The organism is Mycobacteroides immunogenum, assembly GCF_001605725.1.
GTDB lineage: Bacteria > Actinomycetota > Actinomycetes > Mycobacteriales > Mycobacteriaceae > Mycobacterium > Mycobacterium immunogenum.
Genome location: NZ_CP011530.1, coordinates 2,144,429 through 2,161,545 on the forward strand (window position 1 = coordinate 2,144,429; position 17,117 = coordinate 2,161,545).

The window sequence follows — 17,117 nt, forward strand, 5'->3', positions numbered from 1 at the left end:
TAGTCATCGCGGTTTATCGTGCCAGACGGCCGTTATGCCCGGCTGCCGATATCCGGGCTCCAGCGGCAAAGGGCGGCCGAGCACCGCGAATTGGCGTGGATCTCCTGCGAACTGGTGCTGCCGGATCACATCGGTGAAGCCGAGCCGGCGATACAGCCGCCAGGCGCGGTTGGATTCGCCACTGATTTCGGGGGTGGACAGCAGGACATGGGACTCAGTGCGGCCCGCCAGTAGCCGCCGCGCCAGGGCCTCGCCATACCCGTGCCCCTGTAACCCGGGGTCGACGTGCAGTTCGGTCAGTTCGAAGTATTGGTCGAGCAGGGCACTTATCCGGTCGCGCGGCAGCCCAGTCTTGCGCAGACCCTGGCTGACCTGCTGATGCCACCATTGATCGGCGGCTCCGCGATACCCATAGGCAATGCCCACGATGCGGGCCTGTTCCAGCAGCTCCTCGGCGGGTCCGGTGGTATCGGACGGGGGAGCGACCGGGGAATCAAAGATGGCGGCAGCCTGCCATCCGGGCCTGCGGCTGTGCTCCAGCCACATGGGCGCGCGCTGATCCTCGGTGCCGTGGGGGTAGCCCATGGCGATGACATAGACACGGAGGGCTTCGCTGAGCCGGCGCTGCATATCGCGTTGCGACAGGTCGGCCAGAAATGTCGTCAACGTGCGTCCTCTGGGGTTCCGGTGGCGGGCTTGGTGTGTACTGCCCGGGTTTATCACGCCCGGCTGATTCCTGGGCGCAGTCCCGGCTTTCACCGGGTCCGTCGGCGCGCCGCGTTATGTGTTGCCCGCAGGGAGTCGCTGGCAGATTGATGAGTGAAGCGGGTGGTATGGCGGGTATTCACCTCGTATTATGAACGTGAGGGTGTTGTAACCACGGCACCCTTGATAGATACACTTCACGTCATAGACAACCGGTTGCGGTGCGCCAGAGGGAGGGACCGATGCCACTCTCCGAGCACGAGCAGCGCATGCTCGACCAGATTGAGAGCGCGCTGTACGCGGAGGACCCCAAGTTTGCGTCGAGCGTGCGCGGAGGACGACTGGGTGCGACCTCCGGCCGTCGCCGCTTGCAGGGTGCGGCGCTGTTTTGCATCGGATTGGCCATGTTGGTGATCGGTGTGGCGGTACCCGCCACGCAGATCGGAAACTTCCCGGTCCTGAGCGTTATCGGATTCGTCGTCATGTTCGGTGCGGCGGTCTTCGCGATCATCGGAAGCCGGCGCTCGGAGTCCAGCCCGGTCGGTCAAGGACCGGGTGGGGCTGGTGGTCGCGCCCGCAAGCCGCGCACCGCCGGCTCGTTCGCGCAGCGCATGGAAGAGCGATTCCGCCGCCGCTTCGACAACTGACCGGCGTCGGCGAGTCCGGCTCACCTCACAGACCCGCGCAGTCCGCGCGGGTCTGTTGCTTTTTGTGTTGCTGCCGGAGCCTGTCGGCTCCACTACCGGGTGCCGTGAGCTAGCCGCGCGCAAGCGCGTTCGGCCGGGCAGGCCAAATCGTTATCAACTCGTCTAGATACCGGCGCCCCACTCGCCCCCACCGGTTTTACCTGCGAAAACAACTCATGGATGCCCTACGCCAGCCCTGGCGTGGGTGCATGGTGGGGAGACACGCGGCAAATCAGATTCAAAGTGGGGGATTGTGGGGTAAAGTGGCGCATATCGGAGGGAAGGGTAGCTCCGAAGGGTTTGGGCAGGGAGGTGTCGGGATGTTTCTCGGTACCTACACGCCCAAGCTCGATGACAAAGGGCGACTGACATTGCCCGCCAAGTTCCGGGACGCACTAGCGGGAGGGTTGATGGTTACCAAAAGCCAGGACCACAGCCTCGCGGTGTATCCACGGGCTGAGTTCGAGCAGCTGGCACGTAAGGCCGCCGCGGCTTCTCGGAGCAACCCGGAGGCTCGTGCCTTCCTGCGTAACCTGGCGGCGGCCACCGATGAGCAGCATCCGGACGCGCAGGGCCGCATCACCCTGTCCGCCGACCACCGGCGGTACGCGGACCTGTCCAAGGATTGCGTGGTCATCGGATCCGTTGACTACCTAGAGATTTGGGATGCTGCGAAGTGGCAGCAATACCTGGACGAACACGAAGAGAACTTCTCGACGGCCAGCGATGAATCTCTCAATGGCATTTTCTGAGCAGACCCGCGAAGCGCGGCCTCTGTCCGATACGGCCCTGGCGTACTTCCCCGACGCCAGGTCCGCACCATCGGGCAGGGACCGGGCGGCGCGGGTTCGCTGCACTTGCCGGCGCTCCCGTACCCGCTCCCGGAGGGGTGTTGCGATGTCTGACAACGATTCTAGGTTTGGCCACGTTCCGGTCATGCTCGAGCGCTGCTATGAACTGCTCGCTCCGGCGCTGACCGTCGGCGCCGCCGATGGGTCGGGCGCGGTTCTGGTCGACGCGACGCTGGGTGCCGGTGGACATACCGAACACTTCCTCACCATGCTGCCCGGTCTGACGGTCATCGGCCTCGATCGGGACACCAATGCCCTTGACATCGCCCGGGCGCGGCTGGCGCCCTTCGGAGCGCGATTCGTCGGGGTGCACACCCGTTACGACGGCCTCGCCGACGCGCTTGCTGGATTGGGTTACCGCACAACCTCTTCGGTTGATGGCGTGCTTTTCGATCTGGGTGTCTCGTCCATGCAGCTCGATCAGGCCGAGCGTGGATTCGCCTATTCCGTGGACGCTCCGCTGGACATGCGGATGAACGCTCATGACTCGCTGACCGCGGCCGATATCCTTAACACCTACTCGGCGGCGGAGCTGTCCCGGGTGCTCAGCAGATTCGGCGAGGAGCGGTTCGCGCGCCGCATTGCCGACGAGATCGTCCGGCGCCGGGCCAATGAACCCTTCACGCGCAGTGGACAACTGGTCGAATTGCTGTACGCGACCATTCCCGCGGCCACCCGCCGTACCGGCGGGCACCCCGCGAAACGGACCTTCCAGGCGCTCCGGATCGCGGTCAACGCCGAGCTGGAATCCCTTGCGGCGGCGATACCCGCGGCGATGGCGGCGTTACGGCCCGGCGGCAGGGTCGCGGTCATGGCCTACCAGTCGTTGGAGGACAAGATCGTCAAGGCGGAATTCACCGCCGCGACCGCGTCCCGGTCGCCGATCGATCTGCCGGTCGAACTGCCTGGTGACGCACCGGAATTCACGGCGATAACGCGTGGAGCGGAGCGGGCCGGCGAAACGGAAATAGAAGTCAATCCACGTAGTGCGCCAGTGCGGTTACGGGCAGTCGAACGAGTTGCGGATAGGAGGAACGCATGATCGGTGTGCGCAAGAAAGCAGGCGAGGCGCCCAAGCCGGCCAAGCCCCCGAAATCCGCAACACCCACCAAATCCGCAAAACCTGCCAAACGTCGCAGCAGCGCACTGAAGACAACCGCGGCCGGCCCCTCCGCGCGGCCGCGGCGTTCTGCCCCGCAGACCATGCCGATCCCGGTGCAACGTCAGGCACCGGAGAAGATTCGCCCGGCGACCAGTACGCGACAGGCCAAAGCGCGCGCAAAAGCACGTAAGGCCAAGGCGCCCAAGGTTATTCGGATACCGCTCCGCGAGCGAGTTCTGACCCGCCTGTCCCGGGTGGATCTGCGGCCGCATGTCTGGATCACCAAGGTCCCCTTCGTCGTCTTCGTCATCGGCGCTCTCGGTGTCGGGCTGGCCATCACGCTGTGGTTGTCGACCGATGCCGCGGAACGCTCCTACCAGCTGGGCACGCAGCGGCGTACCAACGAGCAGCTGCTACAGCGCAAGGAGGCGTTGGAGCGCGACGTGCTGCGCGCGGAATCGGCACCTGCGCTGGCAGATTCGGCGCGTGATCTCGGCATGATCCCGTCGCGGGATATCGCCCATCTGGTGCGTGACCCGCAGGGCAACTGGCTGCTGGTGGGCGCTCCCAAGCCCGCCGAAGGGGTGGCGCCGGCACCGCTGAACGCGGTGATTCCCGATGACGCCGACGCGGTGCCGAAGGCCGGTAATTCGGTCGAGGTTCCCGTGCAGCTGCCTCCGGTACCCCCGGCGGTGGCCGTCGTACCGCACATGGCTCCTCCTGTCGCCGCGCCGCCTGCGCCTGTGGTCGAAGCCCCGGCCGGACAGGATCCCGCGGCTGTGCCACCGGTGGTTCCGGTCCCGGCGCCGGCGGCCGATGTACCGCCCCCCGTGGCCGACGCGCCGCAAGCAACAAATATCGCGAATTATCCAGTAACCGGGGAACAATTCAATCCCGTGGCAACAACGAGTCCCCACCCGGCGGCGTGAACCGGCAGGATCGGTCCCGGCCGGTCGGCGCTCGTCGCACCCGGCGGCCGGCCGCCGCCGTGTCGCGGACGGCAGGATTCGCGTTTCGGCACCGCACGGGCAACATCATCATTTTCCTGGTACTGGCCGTCGCGGCCATCCAGCTGTTCACTCTGCAGGGGCCGCGCGCCGCGGGGCTGCGCGCGGAGGCTTCGGGCCAGCTGAAGGTCACCGAGACGGAAAAGGCGCTACGCGGCACGATTGTCGACCGCGCGGGCAACAAGCTGGCATTCACCATCGAGGCGCGTGCTCTTACCTTCCAGCCGAAGAAGATTCGCGAACAACTCAACAAGGCCTGGGAGAAAAGCAAGGCCATCCTCGATGACCCCGGTAAGAGTGACGCCGATAAGGCCGCGGCGGCGAAAATCCGTTCCGTTGAGCCCGAGCGCCGGCTGCAGGACATTGCCAACGGGGTGTCGGCCAAGCTGGGCAACAAGCCGGATGCCAAGAGCCTGCTGAAGAAGATCCGCAGTGATGACACCTTCGCCTATCTGGCGCGCTCGGTCGACCCGGGCATCGCCGCCGAGATCACCAAGGAGTTCCCGGAGGTCGGCGCCGAGCGGCAAGACATCCGTCAGTACCCCGGTGGATCCCTGGCCGCCAACATCGTCGGCAGTATCGACTGGGAGGGTTACGGGCTGCTCGGGCTGGAGGATTCGCTGGACAGCGCGCTGGCGGGCAAGGACGGATCACTCACCTACGACCGTGGGTCCGATGGCGCGGTGATTCCCGGTAGCTATCGGGATCGTCACAATGCCGTCAACGGTTCCACTGTGGAACTCACGCTGGACAACGACATTCAGTTCTACGTGCAGCAGCAGGTGCAGCAGGCCAAGGATCTGTCCGAGGCACGCAGCGTGTCCGCGGTGGTACTGGATTCCAAGACCGGTGAAGTTCTGGCGATGGCCAATGACAACACCTTCGACCCATCGCAGAATCTCGGTAAGCAGGGGAACCGTGAGATGGGCAATCTTTCGGTCTCGTCGCCGTTCGAGCCGGGATCGGTCAACAAGGTCATCACCGCCTCGGCGGTGATCGAGAACGATCTGTCCAATCCCGATGAAGTGCTGCAAGTTCCGGGTTCCATCAACATGGGTGGGGTCACCGTGCGGGACGCGTGGCCACACGGGACCGTGCCATTCACCACCACCGGTGTCTTCGGAAAGTCCTCGAACGTCGGCACGCTGATGCTTGCCCAGCGGGTCGGTCCGGAGCGATTCATGGATCTGGTGGACAAGTTCGGTCTGGGACAGCGCACTGGTGTCGGCTTGCCCGGCGAGAGCGCCGGTATCGTGCCGCCGATCGAGCAGTGGTCGGGCAGCACGTTCTCCAACCTGCCCATCGGTCAGGGTTTGTCGATGACACTGCTGCAGATGTCCGGTATGTATCAGGCCATCGCCAATGATGGCGTGCGCATTCCACCGCGCATCGTCAAGAGCATCACCGCGCCCGACGGCTCCCGGAAAGAGGAGCCGCGTCCGGCGCCCGTGCAGGTGGTCAACGCGGGCACCGCGCGCACCGTCCGGAACATGCTGCGCGCGGTGCTGCAGCCCGACGCGCGGCAGATTCAGAACGGAACCGGCGCATCCGGCGCGGTTGACGGATACCAGCTCAGCGGCAAGACCGGTACGGCCCAGCAGATCAATCCGGCCTGTGGCTGCTACTTCGACGACGTGTACTGGATCACGTTCGCCGGTATCGCCACCACGGACGATCCCCGGTACGTCATCGGTATCGAGATGAACGCGCCGAAACGCGGTTCGGACGGCAGTCCGCACATGACCGCCGCGCCGTTGTTCCACAACATCGCGTCCTGGCTGATGCGGCGTGAAAACGTGCCGCTCTCGCCCGATCCCGGGCCACCCCTGATCCTGCAGGCGACCTGAGCCCGTCCTCGCCTGAGCGGGAGACCACGGCACGCCCGGTAGTGTCGTTTGACGCCCGAGGGTAGGGGCGACAGAAATACGGCAGGAGGTGATCGCAGGTGGCGGCATCCGGAACCCATCGGTTCCTTCCCCGGACGAACCCGCACCCGGTCTCCGAACTCGCCTCCTTAGTCGCGGCCGAGTCGCTGGGGCCATGCGCCACCACGACGGTCAGCGGAGTCACCCTCAGAGCACAGGATGCCCGCCCGGGCGACCTGTTCGCCGCGTTGCCCGGCACCAGCACCCACGGTGCGCAGTTCGCCTCCGAGGCGATTGCCGCGGGCGCCGTGGCCGTGCTCACCGACGCCGCCGGGGCCCAGCTGATCGCGAAGCAGGCGCTCGATATCGCGATCCTGGTTCACCCTGTCCCGCGCTCGGTGCTCGGCGAGCTGGCGGCAACCGTCTATGGTGAGCCCTCCCGCCGGCTGCGGGTGGTTGGTGTCACCGGCACCTCCGGCAAGACCACGACCACCTATCTGGTCGAGGCCGGGCTGCGGGCCGCAGGCAAACGGGTCGGTCTCATCGGCACCGTCGGGGTGCGGATCGACGGCGAAGACGTACCGAGCGCGCTGACCACCCCGGAGGCGCCGGCGCTACAGGAACTGCTGGCCGAGATGGTCCAGCGTGGGGTGGACACCGTGGTCATGGAGGTATCCAGTCACGCGTTGGCCCTCAATCGTGTGGATGGCACCTACTTCGCGGTGGGGGCGTTCACCAACCTTTCTCGCGACCACCTCGATTTTCATTCCGACATGGAGGATTACTTCGCCACCAAGGCCCGGCTGTTCCAGCGGGACTCGCCACAGCGGGCGCAGCGCAGTGTCATCTGTGTCGATGACGATGCCGGGCGTGCCATGGCGCAGCTGGCGCGTGACGCGGGACCCGGCGTCGTCGCGGTGAGTTCGCATGCCGGCGGCGCCGCGGACTGGACCTGCTCGGGCGTTGCGGCGGGTCGCGACGGCGGCCAGCGGTTTGTCGCGAATGGCCCGGCGGGCAGCAGCGAACTCGCCATCGCGTTGCCCGGTCATTACAATGTAGCCAATTGCCTTGTGGCCGTGGCTATCCTGGACATATTGGGAGTTTCGGCCGCGACCGCGGCGCCGGGAATCGCGACCGCCGGTGTGCCCGGCCGCATGGAGGCGGTGGCGGCGGGCCAGCCGTTCCTGGCAGTTGTCGACTATGCCCACAAGCCCGGTGCGTTGCGTGCGGTGCTGGAGAGTCTGCGCAGTCATCGTGCGGGCCGCCTGGCCGTGGTGTTCGGCGCCGGCGGCAATCGTGACCGCGGCAAGCGCGCCGATATGGGCATGGTCGCCGCGGAGCTGGCAGATCTGGTGGTGGTCACCGATGACAATCCGCGCAACGAGGAACCGGGGGCAATCCGCGCCGAGATCATCGCCGGCACTGCGGGTTCGGACGCGCAGGTGATTGAGATAGGCGACCGCAGGGCCGCGATTGACTTTGCCGCGCTGTGGGCGCGGGAGGGGGACACCGTACTTGTTGCCGGTAAGGGGCATGAGAGCGGTCAGAAGACGGGCGATGTGACGGTGCCCTTCGATGACCGTGTCGAGTTGCGATCCGCCCTCGAAGCGCTTGGGAGCCTGAATGATTGAGATGACCGTCGCCGAGATCGCCGAGATCGTCGGTGGGCGCCTCGACGGGATCAGCGCGCAGGACGCGGCGCGGACACGCGTCACCGGCACCGTTGAATTCGATTCCCGCAACGTGGGTCCTGGCGGACTGTTTCTGGCGCTGCCGGGCGCCCGGGTGGATGGTCACGATCATGCCGAGGGGGCGGTGGCCGCCGGGGCGGTTGCGGTGCTGGCCGCCAGGCCGGTGGGCGTGCCCGCCATCGTGGTGCCGCCGACCGGGGTGGCACGTACCGAAGTCTCTGCGCTGGAACATGACTCCGATGGATCCGGTGCCGCGGTGCTGGCCGCTACGGCCGCGCTGGCGGCGGAGGTGGCCCGCCGGCTGGCGGCGCGGGGGCTGCGCATCGTCGGTGTGACTGGCTCGTCGGGCAAGACCTCGACGAAGGATCTCATCGCCGCGGTGCTCAGCCCGCTGGGCGAGGTGATCGCTCCTCCGGGATCCTTCAACAACGAACTCGGCCATCCCTGGACCGTGCTGCGGGCCACCGAATCCACCCAGTTCCTGGTGTTGGAGCTTTCGGCCCGGCGCCCCGGCAATATCGCGGAGCTGGCGGCCATCGCGCCACCGTCCGTCGGTGTGGTGCTGAACGTCGGTACCGCGCATTTGGGCGAGTTCGGCTCGCGGCAGGCCATCGCCGATACCAAAGGTGAGTTGCCGCAATCACTTTCCGATGACGGCGTGGCCGTGCTGAACGCCGATGACTCTGCCGTGGCCGCGATGGCCGGCAAGACCTCGGCCCGGGTGGTGCGCACCAGCGTGCACAGTCCCGCCGATGTCTGGGCGACCGAGGTCAGCGTCGACGACCTGGCGCGGGCCCGATTCACACTGCATACCGCGGCAGGCTCTGTGCCGGTGCGGCTGGCGGTGCACGGTGAGCATCAGGTGAGTAACGCGCTGGCCGCCGCGGCGGTGGCGCTGGAATGCGGGGCCACCCTCGAGCAGGTCAGCAACGCGCTCGCCGAGGCCGGTCCCGTCTCCCGGCGCCGTATGGAGGTCAGCACCCGCGATGACGGCGTCACCGTCATCAACGACGCGTACAACGCCAACCCGGATTCGATGATGGCGGGCCTGAAAGCCCTGGTGTCGATGGCCCGCCACGGTGCGCAGCCCCGTCGCAGCTGGGCGGTGCTGGGGGAGATGGCCGAGCTGGGACCCGATGCGATATCCGAGCACGACCGCATCGGACGGGCCGCCGTGCGATTAGATGTCAGTCGATTGGTAGTCGTCGGGACTGGGAGGTCACAGCGGGCAATGCATGCGGGTGCGGTGATGGAGGGGTCGTGGGGGTCCGAGGCGGTGCTGGTGGACGATCCTGCGGCAGCCGCCACACTGCTGGCCGGCGAGCTGGCCGCAGACGATGTGGTGCTGGTCAAGGCATCGCAGTCGGCCGGGCTGTGGGTCGTGGCCGATGAGCTGCTGAAGGCGGGCGACGCATGAGGCAGATCATCATTGCCGCCGGTATCGCCATCCTGGTCTCGATCATGCTCACCCCGGTACTCATCCGGGTGTTCTCGCGGCAGGGCTTCGGCCAGGAGATTCGTGATGACGGCCCGCAGCATCATCAGAAGAAGCGGGGCACGCCGTCCATGGGTGGCGTGGCGATCCTGGCCGGCATGTGGGCCGGGTATTTCGGCTCGCACCTCATCGGCATCGCCTTCGGGTCCGACGGCCCTTCTGCCTCGGGTCTGCTGGTGCTGGCGCTGGCGACCATGCTCGGGGGAGTCGGGTTCATCGACGACTTCATCAAGATCCGCAAGGCGCGCAACCTCGGTCTGAACAAGACCTCCAAGACGGTCGGCCAGATCCTCTCGGCGCTCGTCTTCGGTGTTTTGGTGCTGCAGTTCCGCAACACCGACGGGCTGGCCCCGGGCAGCCCGCAGCTGTCCTACGTGCGTGAGATCGCCACCGTCGTGATGCCGGCCGCGATCTTCGTGCTCTTCTGCGTGATCCTGGTCATGTCCTGGTCCAATGCCGTCAACTTCACCGATGGTCTGGATGGTCTGGCCGGTGGCTGTATGGCGATGGTGACGGGCGCCTACGTGATCGTCACCTTCTGGCAGTACCGCAACGCGTGCTCCACGCATCCGGGCATCGCCTGTTACAACGTGCGTGATCCGCTGGACCTCGCCGTGATCGCCGCGTCCACCGCGGGTGCGTGCATCGGGTTCCTGTGGTGGAACGCCGCGCCCGCCAAGATCTTCATGGGCGATACCGGATCGCTGGCGCTGGGCGGTGTCATCGCCGGTCTGTCGGTGACCACCCGGACCGAGTTGCTCGCCGTGGTGCTGGGCGCGCTGTTCGTCGCGGAGATTGTGTCGGTCGTGCTGCAGATCGCGGCGTTCCGCACTACGGGCCGCCGGGTGTTCCGGATGGCGCCGTTCCATCACCATTTCGAACTGATGGGTTGGGCGGAGACCACCGTCATCATCCGGTTCTGGCTACTGACGGCCATCGCCTGCGGTTTGGGTCTGGCGCTGTTCTACGGCGAGTGGCTCGCCACGATCGGTGACTAGGCGACCATGACCGCTGCTGAAGTCTCCGAATTGACCAGTGGGGCAAGGGTCCTGGTGTGTGGCGCGCGGGTCACCGGCGACGCCGTGGTGGCGGCGCTAGCCGGATTCGATGTCCTGATCACCGTCTGCGACGACAATGAGGACGCGCTGCGGCGCCATCGCGACGCCGGGCGTGGGGCGCTGACCACCGCCGAAGCGCAACACCACATGACCGATCAGGACCTGGTGATCGTCAGCCCCGGATTCGGCCCGTCCTCACCGGTGGTGCTGGCGGCGGTACAGGCCGGGCTGCCCATCTGGGGCGATGTCGAGTTGGCTTGGCGCCTGGACGCTTCCGGCCGCTACGGACCTCCCAAACGGTGGGTGGTGGTCACCGGAACCAACGGGAAAACCACCACCACGGCGATGGTGCACGACATGCTGACGGCGGCGGGCCGCACCAGTGCGCTGTGCGGGAACATCGGCGACCCGGTGCTCAATGTGCTGGATCGCGATGTCGAGTTCCTGGCCGTCGAGTTGTCGAGCTTTCAGCTGCACTGGGCGCCCTCGGTGCGGCCCGCGGCCGGCGCGGTGCTCAATGTGGCCGAGGATCACCTCGATTGGCACGGGGGCATGGAGGGCTACACCCGGGACAAAGCCCGCGCGCTCGACGGCGAGGTCGCCGTCGTGGGTCTGGACGACATGGTCGCCGGCGGGCTGTTGTCCGGGGCCGCGGCGCCCGTCAAGGCGGGATTTCGCACCGGCGAGCCCGCTGCCGGTGAGCTCGGGGTGCATGACGGTTGGCTGGTGGATCGGGCCTTCGGTCCCCAAACGCCGCTCATCGAGGTGTCGAAGCTTCCGGTGGCAGGCCCGATCGGTGTGCTCAATGCGCTGGCGGCCGCCGCGTTGGCCCGTGCGGTGGGCACGCCCGCCGCGGATATCGCCGGCGCACTACGGGCGTTTCAGGTGGGGCGGCATCGCGCCGAGCTGGTGGCCCATGTCGCCGATGTCGCTTATGTGGATGACTCCAAGGCCACCAATCCGCATGCCGCCGCGGCGTCCATCGCGGCGTATCGGCGTGTGGTCTGGATTGCCGGGGGGTTGCTCAAGGGGGCCGCGGTCGATGATCTGGTGCGCGATTGTGCCGAGCGGCTAGGTGCGGTTGTGCTGATCGGCCGGGATCGGGGGTTGATTGCTGAGGCTTTGGCGCGACACGCGCCGGATGTACCCGTAGTTGCGGTTGTGACGCGCGAGGATGCTGGGGTGCAAGAGGCAAATGTGGCTTATGTGACTAGTGAGGCGGATGGGGGTGGCGCAGATTTGGGTACCCGAGTCATGGCCGCGGCCGTCCGGCACGCCAGTACGTTGGCCCAGCCTGGCGACACCGTGCTGCTGGCCCCGGCCGGCGCGTCCTTCGACCAATTCAGCGGGTACTCCGAGCGTGGCGAGCGATTCGCCACGGCGGTGCACGCACTTACCGGTTAGGTGATTGCGCCGTGTCTGCCCTGACTGCTCCATTCGCCAGGATTTTCCGCTCTGGGAAGCGCCACGAATCAAAGACCTCCAACTCAAAGTCCGCTGCCAAGCCGGCCACGAAGTCCGGCGCCAAGGCCAAGAATGACGGGCTGATCGCCCGCACTCGCCTGGGTGCTTGGCTGAACCGGCCGATGACCTCCTTTCACCTCGTGGTGGCGACCGCCGCGTTGCTCACCACACTCGGGCTGATCATGGTGCTGTCCGCCTCCGGCGTCGAGTCGTACTACGACGACGGATCCGCGTGGACGATCTTCGGCAAGCAGGTGCTGTGGGTCTGCGTGGGTCTGATCGGCTTCTACATCGCGCTGCGCACCCCGGTATGGGTGATGCGCAAATACTCATTCCCGGTGTTCGTCGTCACGGTCATCCTGATCACGCTGGTGCTGATCCCCGGAATCGGCACGTACTCCAACGGTTCTCGTGGTTGGTTCGTCTACGCCGGACTGTCCATGCAGCCCTCGGAGCTGACCAAGGTCGCGTTCGCGATCTGGGGCGCGCACCTGCTGGCCTCCCGCCGCATGGAGCAGGCCACCATGCGCGAGATGTTGGTCCCGCTGGTGCCCGCGGCGATGATCGCACTGGTGCTGATCGTCATTCAGCCCGACCTGGGCCAAACTGTGTCGTTGAGCATCATCCTGTTGGCCCTGCTGTGGTACGCGGGTCTGCCGCTGAAAGTCTTTCTGAGTTCGGTGGTGGCCGCCGTACTGGCCGCGGCCATCCTGGCGGTGTCGGCCGGATACCGCTCCGACCGCGTGAAGGCGTGGCTGGATCCCTCCGCCGACCCGCAAGCGACGGGATATCAGTCGCGGCAGGCGCGATTCGCGCTCGCACAGGGCGGTTTCTTCGGTCAGGGCCTGGGTCAGGGATCGGCCAAATGGCATTACCTGCCCAACGCCCACAACGACTTCATCTTCGCCATCATCGGCGAGGAGCTCGGATTCGTCGGCTGCATCGGGGTGCTTGCGCTGTTCGGTGTCTTCGCCTACACCGCCATGCGGATCGCCCGGCGCAGCGCTGACCCCTTCCTGCGCATGATCACCGCCACGGCGGGGCTGTGGATGATCGGGCAGTCCTTCATCAACATCGGCTACGTCATCGGTCTGCTGCCGGTTACCGGTATTCAGCTGCCGCTCATTTCCTCCGGTGGAACCGCGACGGCCACCGCCCTGTTCTTCATAGGTTTGATAGCCAACGCGGCCCGTCATGAGCCGGAGGCGGTGGCCGCCCTGCGCGCGGGTTCCGGTGACCGGATGAACCGGCTGCTGCGGCTGCCGTTGCCGGAGCCCTACGTGCCGCCGCGCATCGATGCCGCCCGCGACCGGCTTCGTGCCAAGTCGTCCGCGCAGAGTGCCGCGGCGGTCAAACCGCAGCCCGAGCGCAGGCGGCAGTCCGAGCCCGCACCTGCTCCCAAGCGCAAGCCGCGTGCACGCGCCGAGAGCGAGGCAGGGCATCATAGGCAGGTACAGCAGGTGCGCCGGGGCTCGGCCACGCGTGCGAGTGGCAGGTCTCGTGACCAGTCACGCGCCGGGGGCTCACGCGCCCGAAGCTATCGTTAGCCGCTGACATGTGATCGTTGCCAGAGGTGAAAGGATGCTCTCCGGGTGAGTTCGGATACTCGGCCACTTTCGGTGGTGCTGGCCGGTGGCGGTACCGCCGGACACGTTGAGCCGGCCATGGCGGTTGCCGATGCGTTGCGTGAGATCGATCCGTCGGTACGGATCACCGCGCTGGGCACCGAGCGCGGCCTCGAGACACGGCTGGTTCCCGACCGCGGGTACGACCTGGAGCTGATCGTCCCGGTGCCGCTGCCGCGGCGCCTCACCGGCGACCTGGTGCGCTTGCCGCTGCGGGTGCGCCGGGCGGTCCGGCAGACGCGCGCGGTGTTCGACAGCGTCCAGGCCGACGTGGTGATCGGTTTCGGCGGCTATGTGGCCCTGCCCGCCTATCTGGCCGCACGCCGTGGACCGCTGCGCCGTCCCCGCGTCCCTGTCGTCATCCATGAGGCGAATGCCCGTGCCGGCCTTGCCAACCGGGTGGGGGCGCGCCGGGCGCAACGGGTGCTGTCGGCGGTCTCGGACTCGGGTCTGCGCCATGCGGAGGTGGTAGGGGTACCGGTGCGCGGGTCGATCACCGCACTGGACCGCGCCGCGTTGCGGCACGAGGCACGTGCGCATTACGGATTTGACGACGACGCCCTGGTGTTATTGGTGTTCGGTGGTTCGCAAGGGGCGGTCTCGCTCAACAACGCCGTCTCTGCTGCCGCCAACGATCTTGCTGCCGCAGGTGTTTCGGTGCTGCACGCACATGGACCGAAGAACACGATCGAGCTGCCCGAACCCGTTGCGGGCGCACCTAGGTATGTGGCGTTGCCCTACCTGGACCGGATGGACCTGGCGTACGCCGCGGCCGACATCGCGGTGTGCCGCTCCGGTGCGATGACCGTCGCGGAAGTCTCGGCGGTGGGATTGCCCGCCGTCTACGTACCGCTGCCGATCGGCAACGGCGAACAGCGGCTCAATGCGCTGCCGATCGTCGACGCCGGTGGCGGTGTCCTTGTCGCGGATCGCGACCTTACTCCGGAGACATTGGCGCGCATGGTGATTGAGATAGTGTCAGATCCTGCCAAGCTGGCCGAGATGACGTCGGCCGCCGCTCTTTCCGGGCATCCGGAAGCCGCACGGCAGGTGGCTCAGGTGGCTTTGGATGTCGCCCGTGAGCGACGTTCTCAGGGACGGGACGCGCGCCGATGAGCGTCGGCCCACTGCCGGAGCACCTGCGCCGCGTACACATGGTCGGCATCGGTGGCGCCGGCATGTCCGGTATCGCCCGGATTCTGCTGGATCGGGGAGCGCAGGTGTCGGGCTCCGACGCCAAGGAGTCCCGCGGGGTGCTGGCATTACGGGCTCGTGGGGCCCTCGTGAACATTGGCCATGACGGCGACGCCCTGGATCTGCTGCCGGGCGGGCCGTCTGTGGTCGTGACCACCCACGCCGCCATTCCCAAGACCAATCCCGAACTGGTGGAGGCGAATCGGCGGGGGATACCGGTGCTGTTGCGTCCCGTCGTGCTGGCCGATTTGATGACCGGATACCGCACCCTGATGGTTACCGGCACCCATGGCAAGACCAGCACCACGTCCATGCTTATTGTGGCGCTGCAACATTGCGGGTACGACCCGTCGTTCGCGGTCGGTGGCGAGCTCAACGAAGCCGGCACCAATGCCCACCATGGCAGCGGAGACGTCTTCGTGGCCGAGGCGGATGAAAGCGATGGCTCCCTGCTGCAATACCGGCCCAACCTGATCATCGTCACCAATATCGAAGCCGATCATCTGGACCATTTCGGCAGCGTCGAGGCTTACACCGCGGTGTTCGATGAGTTCGCCGAAACCCTGGGCTCCGAAGGGGTTCTGGTGGTGTGCCTGGACGATCCGGGCGCGGCGGCGCTGGCGCGCCGGGCTCATGAGCGCGGTATCCGGGTGCGGGGTTACGGCAGCGTCGAGCAGGCGGAGGCGGGCGATGTCCCGGTTGCCGGGTGGCTACGGGATTGGCAGTTCAAGGACACCGGGGCCACCGCGCAGATCCAGCTGGTGGGGGAGAGCGCCCCACGCACCATGCGGTTGTCGGTGCCGGGCCGGCACATGGCGCTGAACGCGTTGGCCGCCGTGGTGGCGGCGCGCGAGATCGGGGCCTCCGTCGACGACGTGCTCGACGGGTTGGCCGGATTTGAGGGTGTGCGCCGCCGGTTCGAACTGGTGGGCGCGGTGGAATCGGTGCGGGTTTTCGATGACTATGCGCACCATCCGACCGAGGTGCGCACGGTGCTGCAGGCGGTCTCCGGAATCGTGGCGCAGCAGGGGTTTGGCCGCTCGGTGGTGGTGTTCCAGCCGCATCTCTATTCGCGCACAGCGGCTTTCGCGACGGAATTCGCCGAGGCACTGAGCCTTGCCGACCTGGTGTTCGTGCTTGATGTCTACGGGGCCAGGGAGGCGCCATTGCCGGGTGTCACCGGCGCGTTGATTGTGGAGCAGATCGCCGGGGTACCGGTGCACTACCTGCCCGATCTGTCGACGGTGGCCCAGCAGGTCGCGGCGGCCACCGCACCCGGTGACCTGGTGATCACCATGGGTGCGGGTGATGTCACGTTGCAGGGCAAGGAGATTGTGCGCGCGTTGCGTGCGCGTGCCGATGACTGGCCGCCGCCGGGGAACGGTCGATGAGCGAGCCCGAGCACGCCGCCGAGGGTGACGAGGACGCGGCGGTACCGGCCGAGCACGAGGAGCCCGATACCGAGCCGGGCGGCGCCGAGAATTCCGCGGACGACGATTCGGCCGAGGGGCCACGGATGCGGGCCAGACGCGAGCGGATGGAACGCCGCGAGGCACAGCGGCGCGCGATCGCGTTGGAACAGGCCCGGCAGGAGGCGAAGGCAGCGGCCAAGGGCAAGCACGTCGATGCGGGCAAGGGTGCCGGCCGCGGCAAGGTCCAGGGCCTGCAGTCGCTGCTGCTGGTGGTGCTGCTGACGCTGATCACGGTGGGCCTGGGGGCGATCCTGTACTTCACGCCGCTGATGTCGGTGCGCCAGACAGTGGTGACCGGTACCGGGGTGGTTACCCAAGAGGATGTTCTTGGTGCGCTGAACATCGCGAAGGGCACCCGGCTGTTGCAGATCGACACCGCCGCGGCCGCGGACCGGGTGGCCAGTATCCGCCGGGTGGCCAGCGCCCGGGTGCAATGCGAGTACCCGTCGACCCTGCGCGTCACGATTGTCGAGCGCGTCCCGGTGGCGGCGTGGACGGGCGCCGACGGCACACACCTCATCGATCGTGACGGGGTGGACTTCGCCAACGAGCCACCACCGCCGGGCATCCCGGCGCTGGACGTGGTGGCGCCGAGCCCGCAGGACCCGACCACCAAGGCGGCGCTGCAGGTGTTGATCTCACTGGCGCCCGATCTGGCCCGGCAAGTCGCCAAGGTCGCGGCGCCGTCGGTGTCCTCTATCACCCTCACCCTGGATGACGGGCGCACCATCGTGTGGGGGACCACGGAACGTACCGCGGAAAAGGCCGAGAAGCTGGGGGCGCTGCTGACACAGCCCGGCCGGATGTACGACGTGTCCAGCCCTGACCTGCCCACCGTCAAGTAGACGTTGCTCGCTGCTCGCGGGTTCTAGAAATAGCCACACGAAAATCCCGGCATCCTT

At 66.9% G+C, this 17,117-nt stretch carries 14 protein-coding genes; 13 read left to right on the forward strand and 1 reads right to left on the reverse strand.

Annotated elements, in window-relative coordinates; genetic code table 11:
* Positions 1-3 precede the first annotated feature (3 nt).
* The gene (locus ABG82_RS10695; protein ID WP_043077581.1) at positions 4-666 is read right to left on the reverse strand and encodes a GNAT family N-acetyltransferase; all 663 of its coding nucleotides are present in this window, start codon (positions 664-666) and stop codon (positions 4-6) included.
* A gap of 281 nt (positions 667-947) precedes the next feature.
* Here ABG82_RS10695 and ABG82_RS10700 point away from each other — a divergent pair, with 281 nt between their 5' ends.
* The 13 genes from ABG82_RS10700 (at position 948) to ABG82_RS10760 (ending at position 17,060) form a co-directional block, all read left to right on the forward strand.
* A complete protein-coding gene (locus tag ABG82_RS10700; protein ID WP_043077580.1) occupies positions 948-1,352 on the forward strand; it encodes a DUF3040 domain-containing protein in 405 nt (134 codons plus the stop codon).
* A gap of 359 nt (positions 1,353-1,711) precedes the next feature.
* Positions 1,712-2,143, forward strand: a complete 432-nt coding sequence (gene mraZ, locus ABG82_RS10705; protein WP_043077579.1) for a division/cell wall cluster transcriptional repressor MraZ — start codon at positions 1,712-1,714, stop codon at positions 2,141-2,143.
* A gap of 145 nt (positions 2,144-2,288) precedes the next feature.
* Positions 2,289-3,284, forward strand: a complete 996-nt coding sequence (rsmH, locus tag ABG82_RS10710; RefSeq protein ID WP_043077578.1) for a 16S rRNA (cytosine(1402)-N(4))-methyltransferase RsmH — start codon at positions 2,289-2,291, stop codon at positions 3,282-3,284.
* A complete protein-coding gene (locus ABG82_RS10715; RefSeq protein WP_043077577.1) occupies positions 3,281-4,273 on the forward strand; it encodes a hypothetical protein in 993 nt (330 codons plus the stop codon). The genes rsmH and ABG82_RS10715 overlap by 4 nt, the downstream gene beginning before the upstream one ends.
* A complete protein-coding gene (locus ABG82_RS10720; protein ID WP_078343470.1) occupies positions 4,270-6,198 on the forward strand; it encodes a peptidoglycan D,D-transpeptidase FtsI family protein in 1,929 nt (642 codons plus the stop codon). The genes ABG82_RS10715 and ABG82_RS10720 overlap by 4 nt, the downstream gene beginning before the upstream one ends.
* A 98-nt stretch (positions 6,199-6,296) precedes the next feature.
* Complete coding sequence (locus tag ABG82_RS10725; protein WP_043077576.1) at positions 6,297-7,847, forward strand: UDP-N-acetylmuramoyl-L-alanyl-D-glutamate--2,6-diaminopimelate ligase; 1,551 nt, start codon at positions 6,297-6,299, stop codon at positions 7,845-7,847.
* The gene (locus ABG82_RS10730) at positions 7,840-9,324 is read left to right on the forward strand and encodes a UDP-N-acetylmuramoyl-tripeptide--D-alanyl-D-alanine ligase (RefSeq protein WP_043077575.1); all 1,485 of its coding nucleotides are present in this window, start codon (positions 7,840-7,842) and stop codon (positions 9,322-9,324) included. The genes ABG82_RS10725 and ABG82_RS10730 overlap by 8 nt, the downstream gene beginning before the upstream one ends.
* The gene (gene mraY, locus ABG82_RS10735; protein WP_043077574.1) at positions 9,321-10,400 is read left to right on the forward strand and encodes a phospho-N-acetylmuramoyl-pentapeptide-transferase; all 1,080 of its coding nucleotides are present in this window, start codon (positions 9,321-9,323) and stop codon (positions 10,398-10,400) included. Before ABG82_RS10730 ends, mraY begins: the two co-directional genes overlap by 4 nt.
* Before the next feature lie 6 nt (positions 10,401-10,406).
* Positions 10,407-11,864, forward strand: coding sequence for a UDP-N-acetylmuramoyl-L-alanine--D-glutamate ligase (gene murD, locus ABG82_RS10740; protein WP_043077573.1), 1,458 nt, complete (start codon positions 10,407-10,409; stop codon positions 11,862-11,864).
* A gap of 11 nt (positions 11,865-11,875) precedes the next feature.
* Positions 11,876-13,471: a putative lipid II flippase FtsW gene (gene ftsW, locus ABG82_RS10745; protein WP_043077572.1), complete on the forward strand. Its 1,596-nt coding sequence runs from the start codon at positions 11,876-11,878 to the stop codon at positions 13,469-13,471.
* Between the two features lie 72 nt (positions 13,472-13,543).
* On the forward strand, positions 13,544-14,665 hold the full coding sequence (gene murG / locus ABG82_RS10750; protein ID WP_043077571.1) for an undecaprenyldiphospho-muramoylpentapeptide beta-N-acetylglucosaminyltransferase: 1,122 nt from the start codon (positions 13,544-13,546) through the stop codon (positions 14,663-14,665).
* Positions 14,662-16,134 carry a UDP-N-acetylmuramate--L-alanine ligase gene (gene murC / locus ABG82_RS10755; protein ID WP_043077570.1) on the forward strand — a complete coding sequence of 491 codons (1,473 nt, stop codon included), beginning with the start codon at positions 14,662-14,664 and terminating at the stop codon, positions 16,132-16,134. Before murG ends, murC begins: the two co-directional genes overlap by 4 nt.
* Entirely contained in the window at positions 16,131-17,060 is a 930-nt protein-coding gene (locus tag ABG82_RS10760; protein WP_043077569.1) for a cell division protein FtsQ/DivIB, read from the forward strand. Before murC ends, ABG82_RS10760 begins: the two co-directional genes overlap by 4 nt.
* Positions 17,061-17,117 lie beyond the last annotated feature (57 nt).

Excerpts from the sequence above, each read along its gene's own strand:
- ABG82_RS10700 (WP_043077580.1), top strand. The coding sequence starts at position 948 with ATGCCACTCTCCGAGCACGAGCAGCGCATGCTCGACCAGATTGAGAGC.
- mraZ (WP_043077579.1), top strand. The coding sequence starts at position 1,712 with ATGTTTCTCGGTACCTACACGCCCAAGCTCGATGACAAAGGGCGACTG.
- rsmH (WP_043077578.1), top strand. The coding sequence starts at position 2,289 with ATGTCTGACAACGATTCTAGGTTTGGCCACGTTCCGGTCATGCTCGAG.
- ABG82_RS10715 (WP_043077577.1), top strand. The coding sequence starts at position 3,281 with ATGATCGGTGTGCGCAAGAAAGCAGGCGAGGCGCCCAAGCCGGCCAAG.
- ABG82_RS10730 (WP_043077575.1), top strand. The coding sequence starts at position 7,840 with ATGATTGAGATGACCGTCGCCGAGATCGCCGAGATCGTCGGTGGGCGC.
- mraY (WP_043077574.1), top strand. The coding sequence starts at position 9,321 with ATGAGGCAGATCATCATTGCCGCCGGTATCGCCATCCTGGTCTCGATC.
- murD (WP_043077573.1), top strand. The coding sequence starts at position 10,407 with ATGACCGCTGCTGAAGTCTCCGAATTGACCAGTGGGGCAAGGGTCCTG.
- murC (WP_043077570.1), top strand. The coding sequence starts at position 14,662 with ATGAGCGTCGGCCCACTGCCGGAGCACCTGCGCCGCGTACACATGGTC.
- ABG82_RS10760 (WP_043077569.1), top strand. The coding sequence starts at position 16,131 with ATGAGCGAGCCCGAGCACGCCGCCGAGGGTGACGAGGACGCGGCGGTA.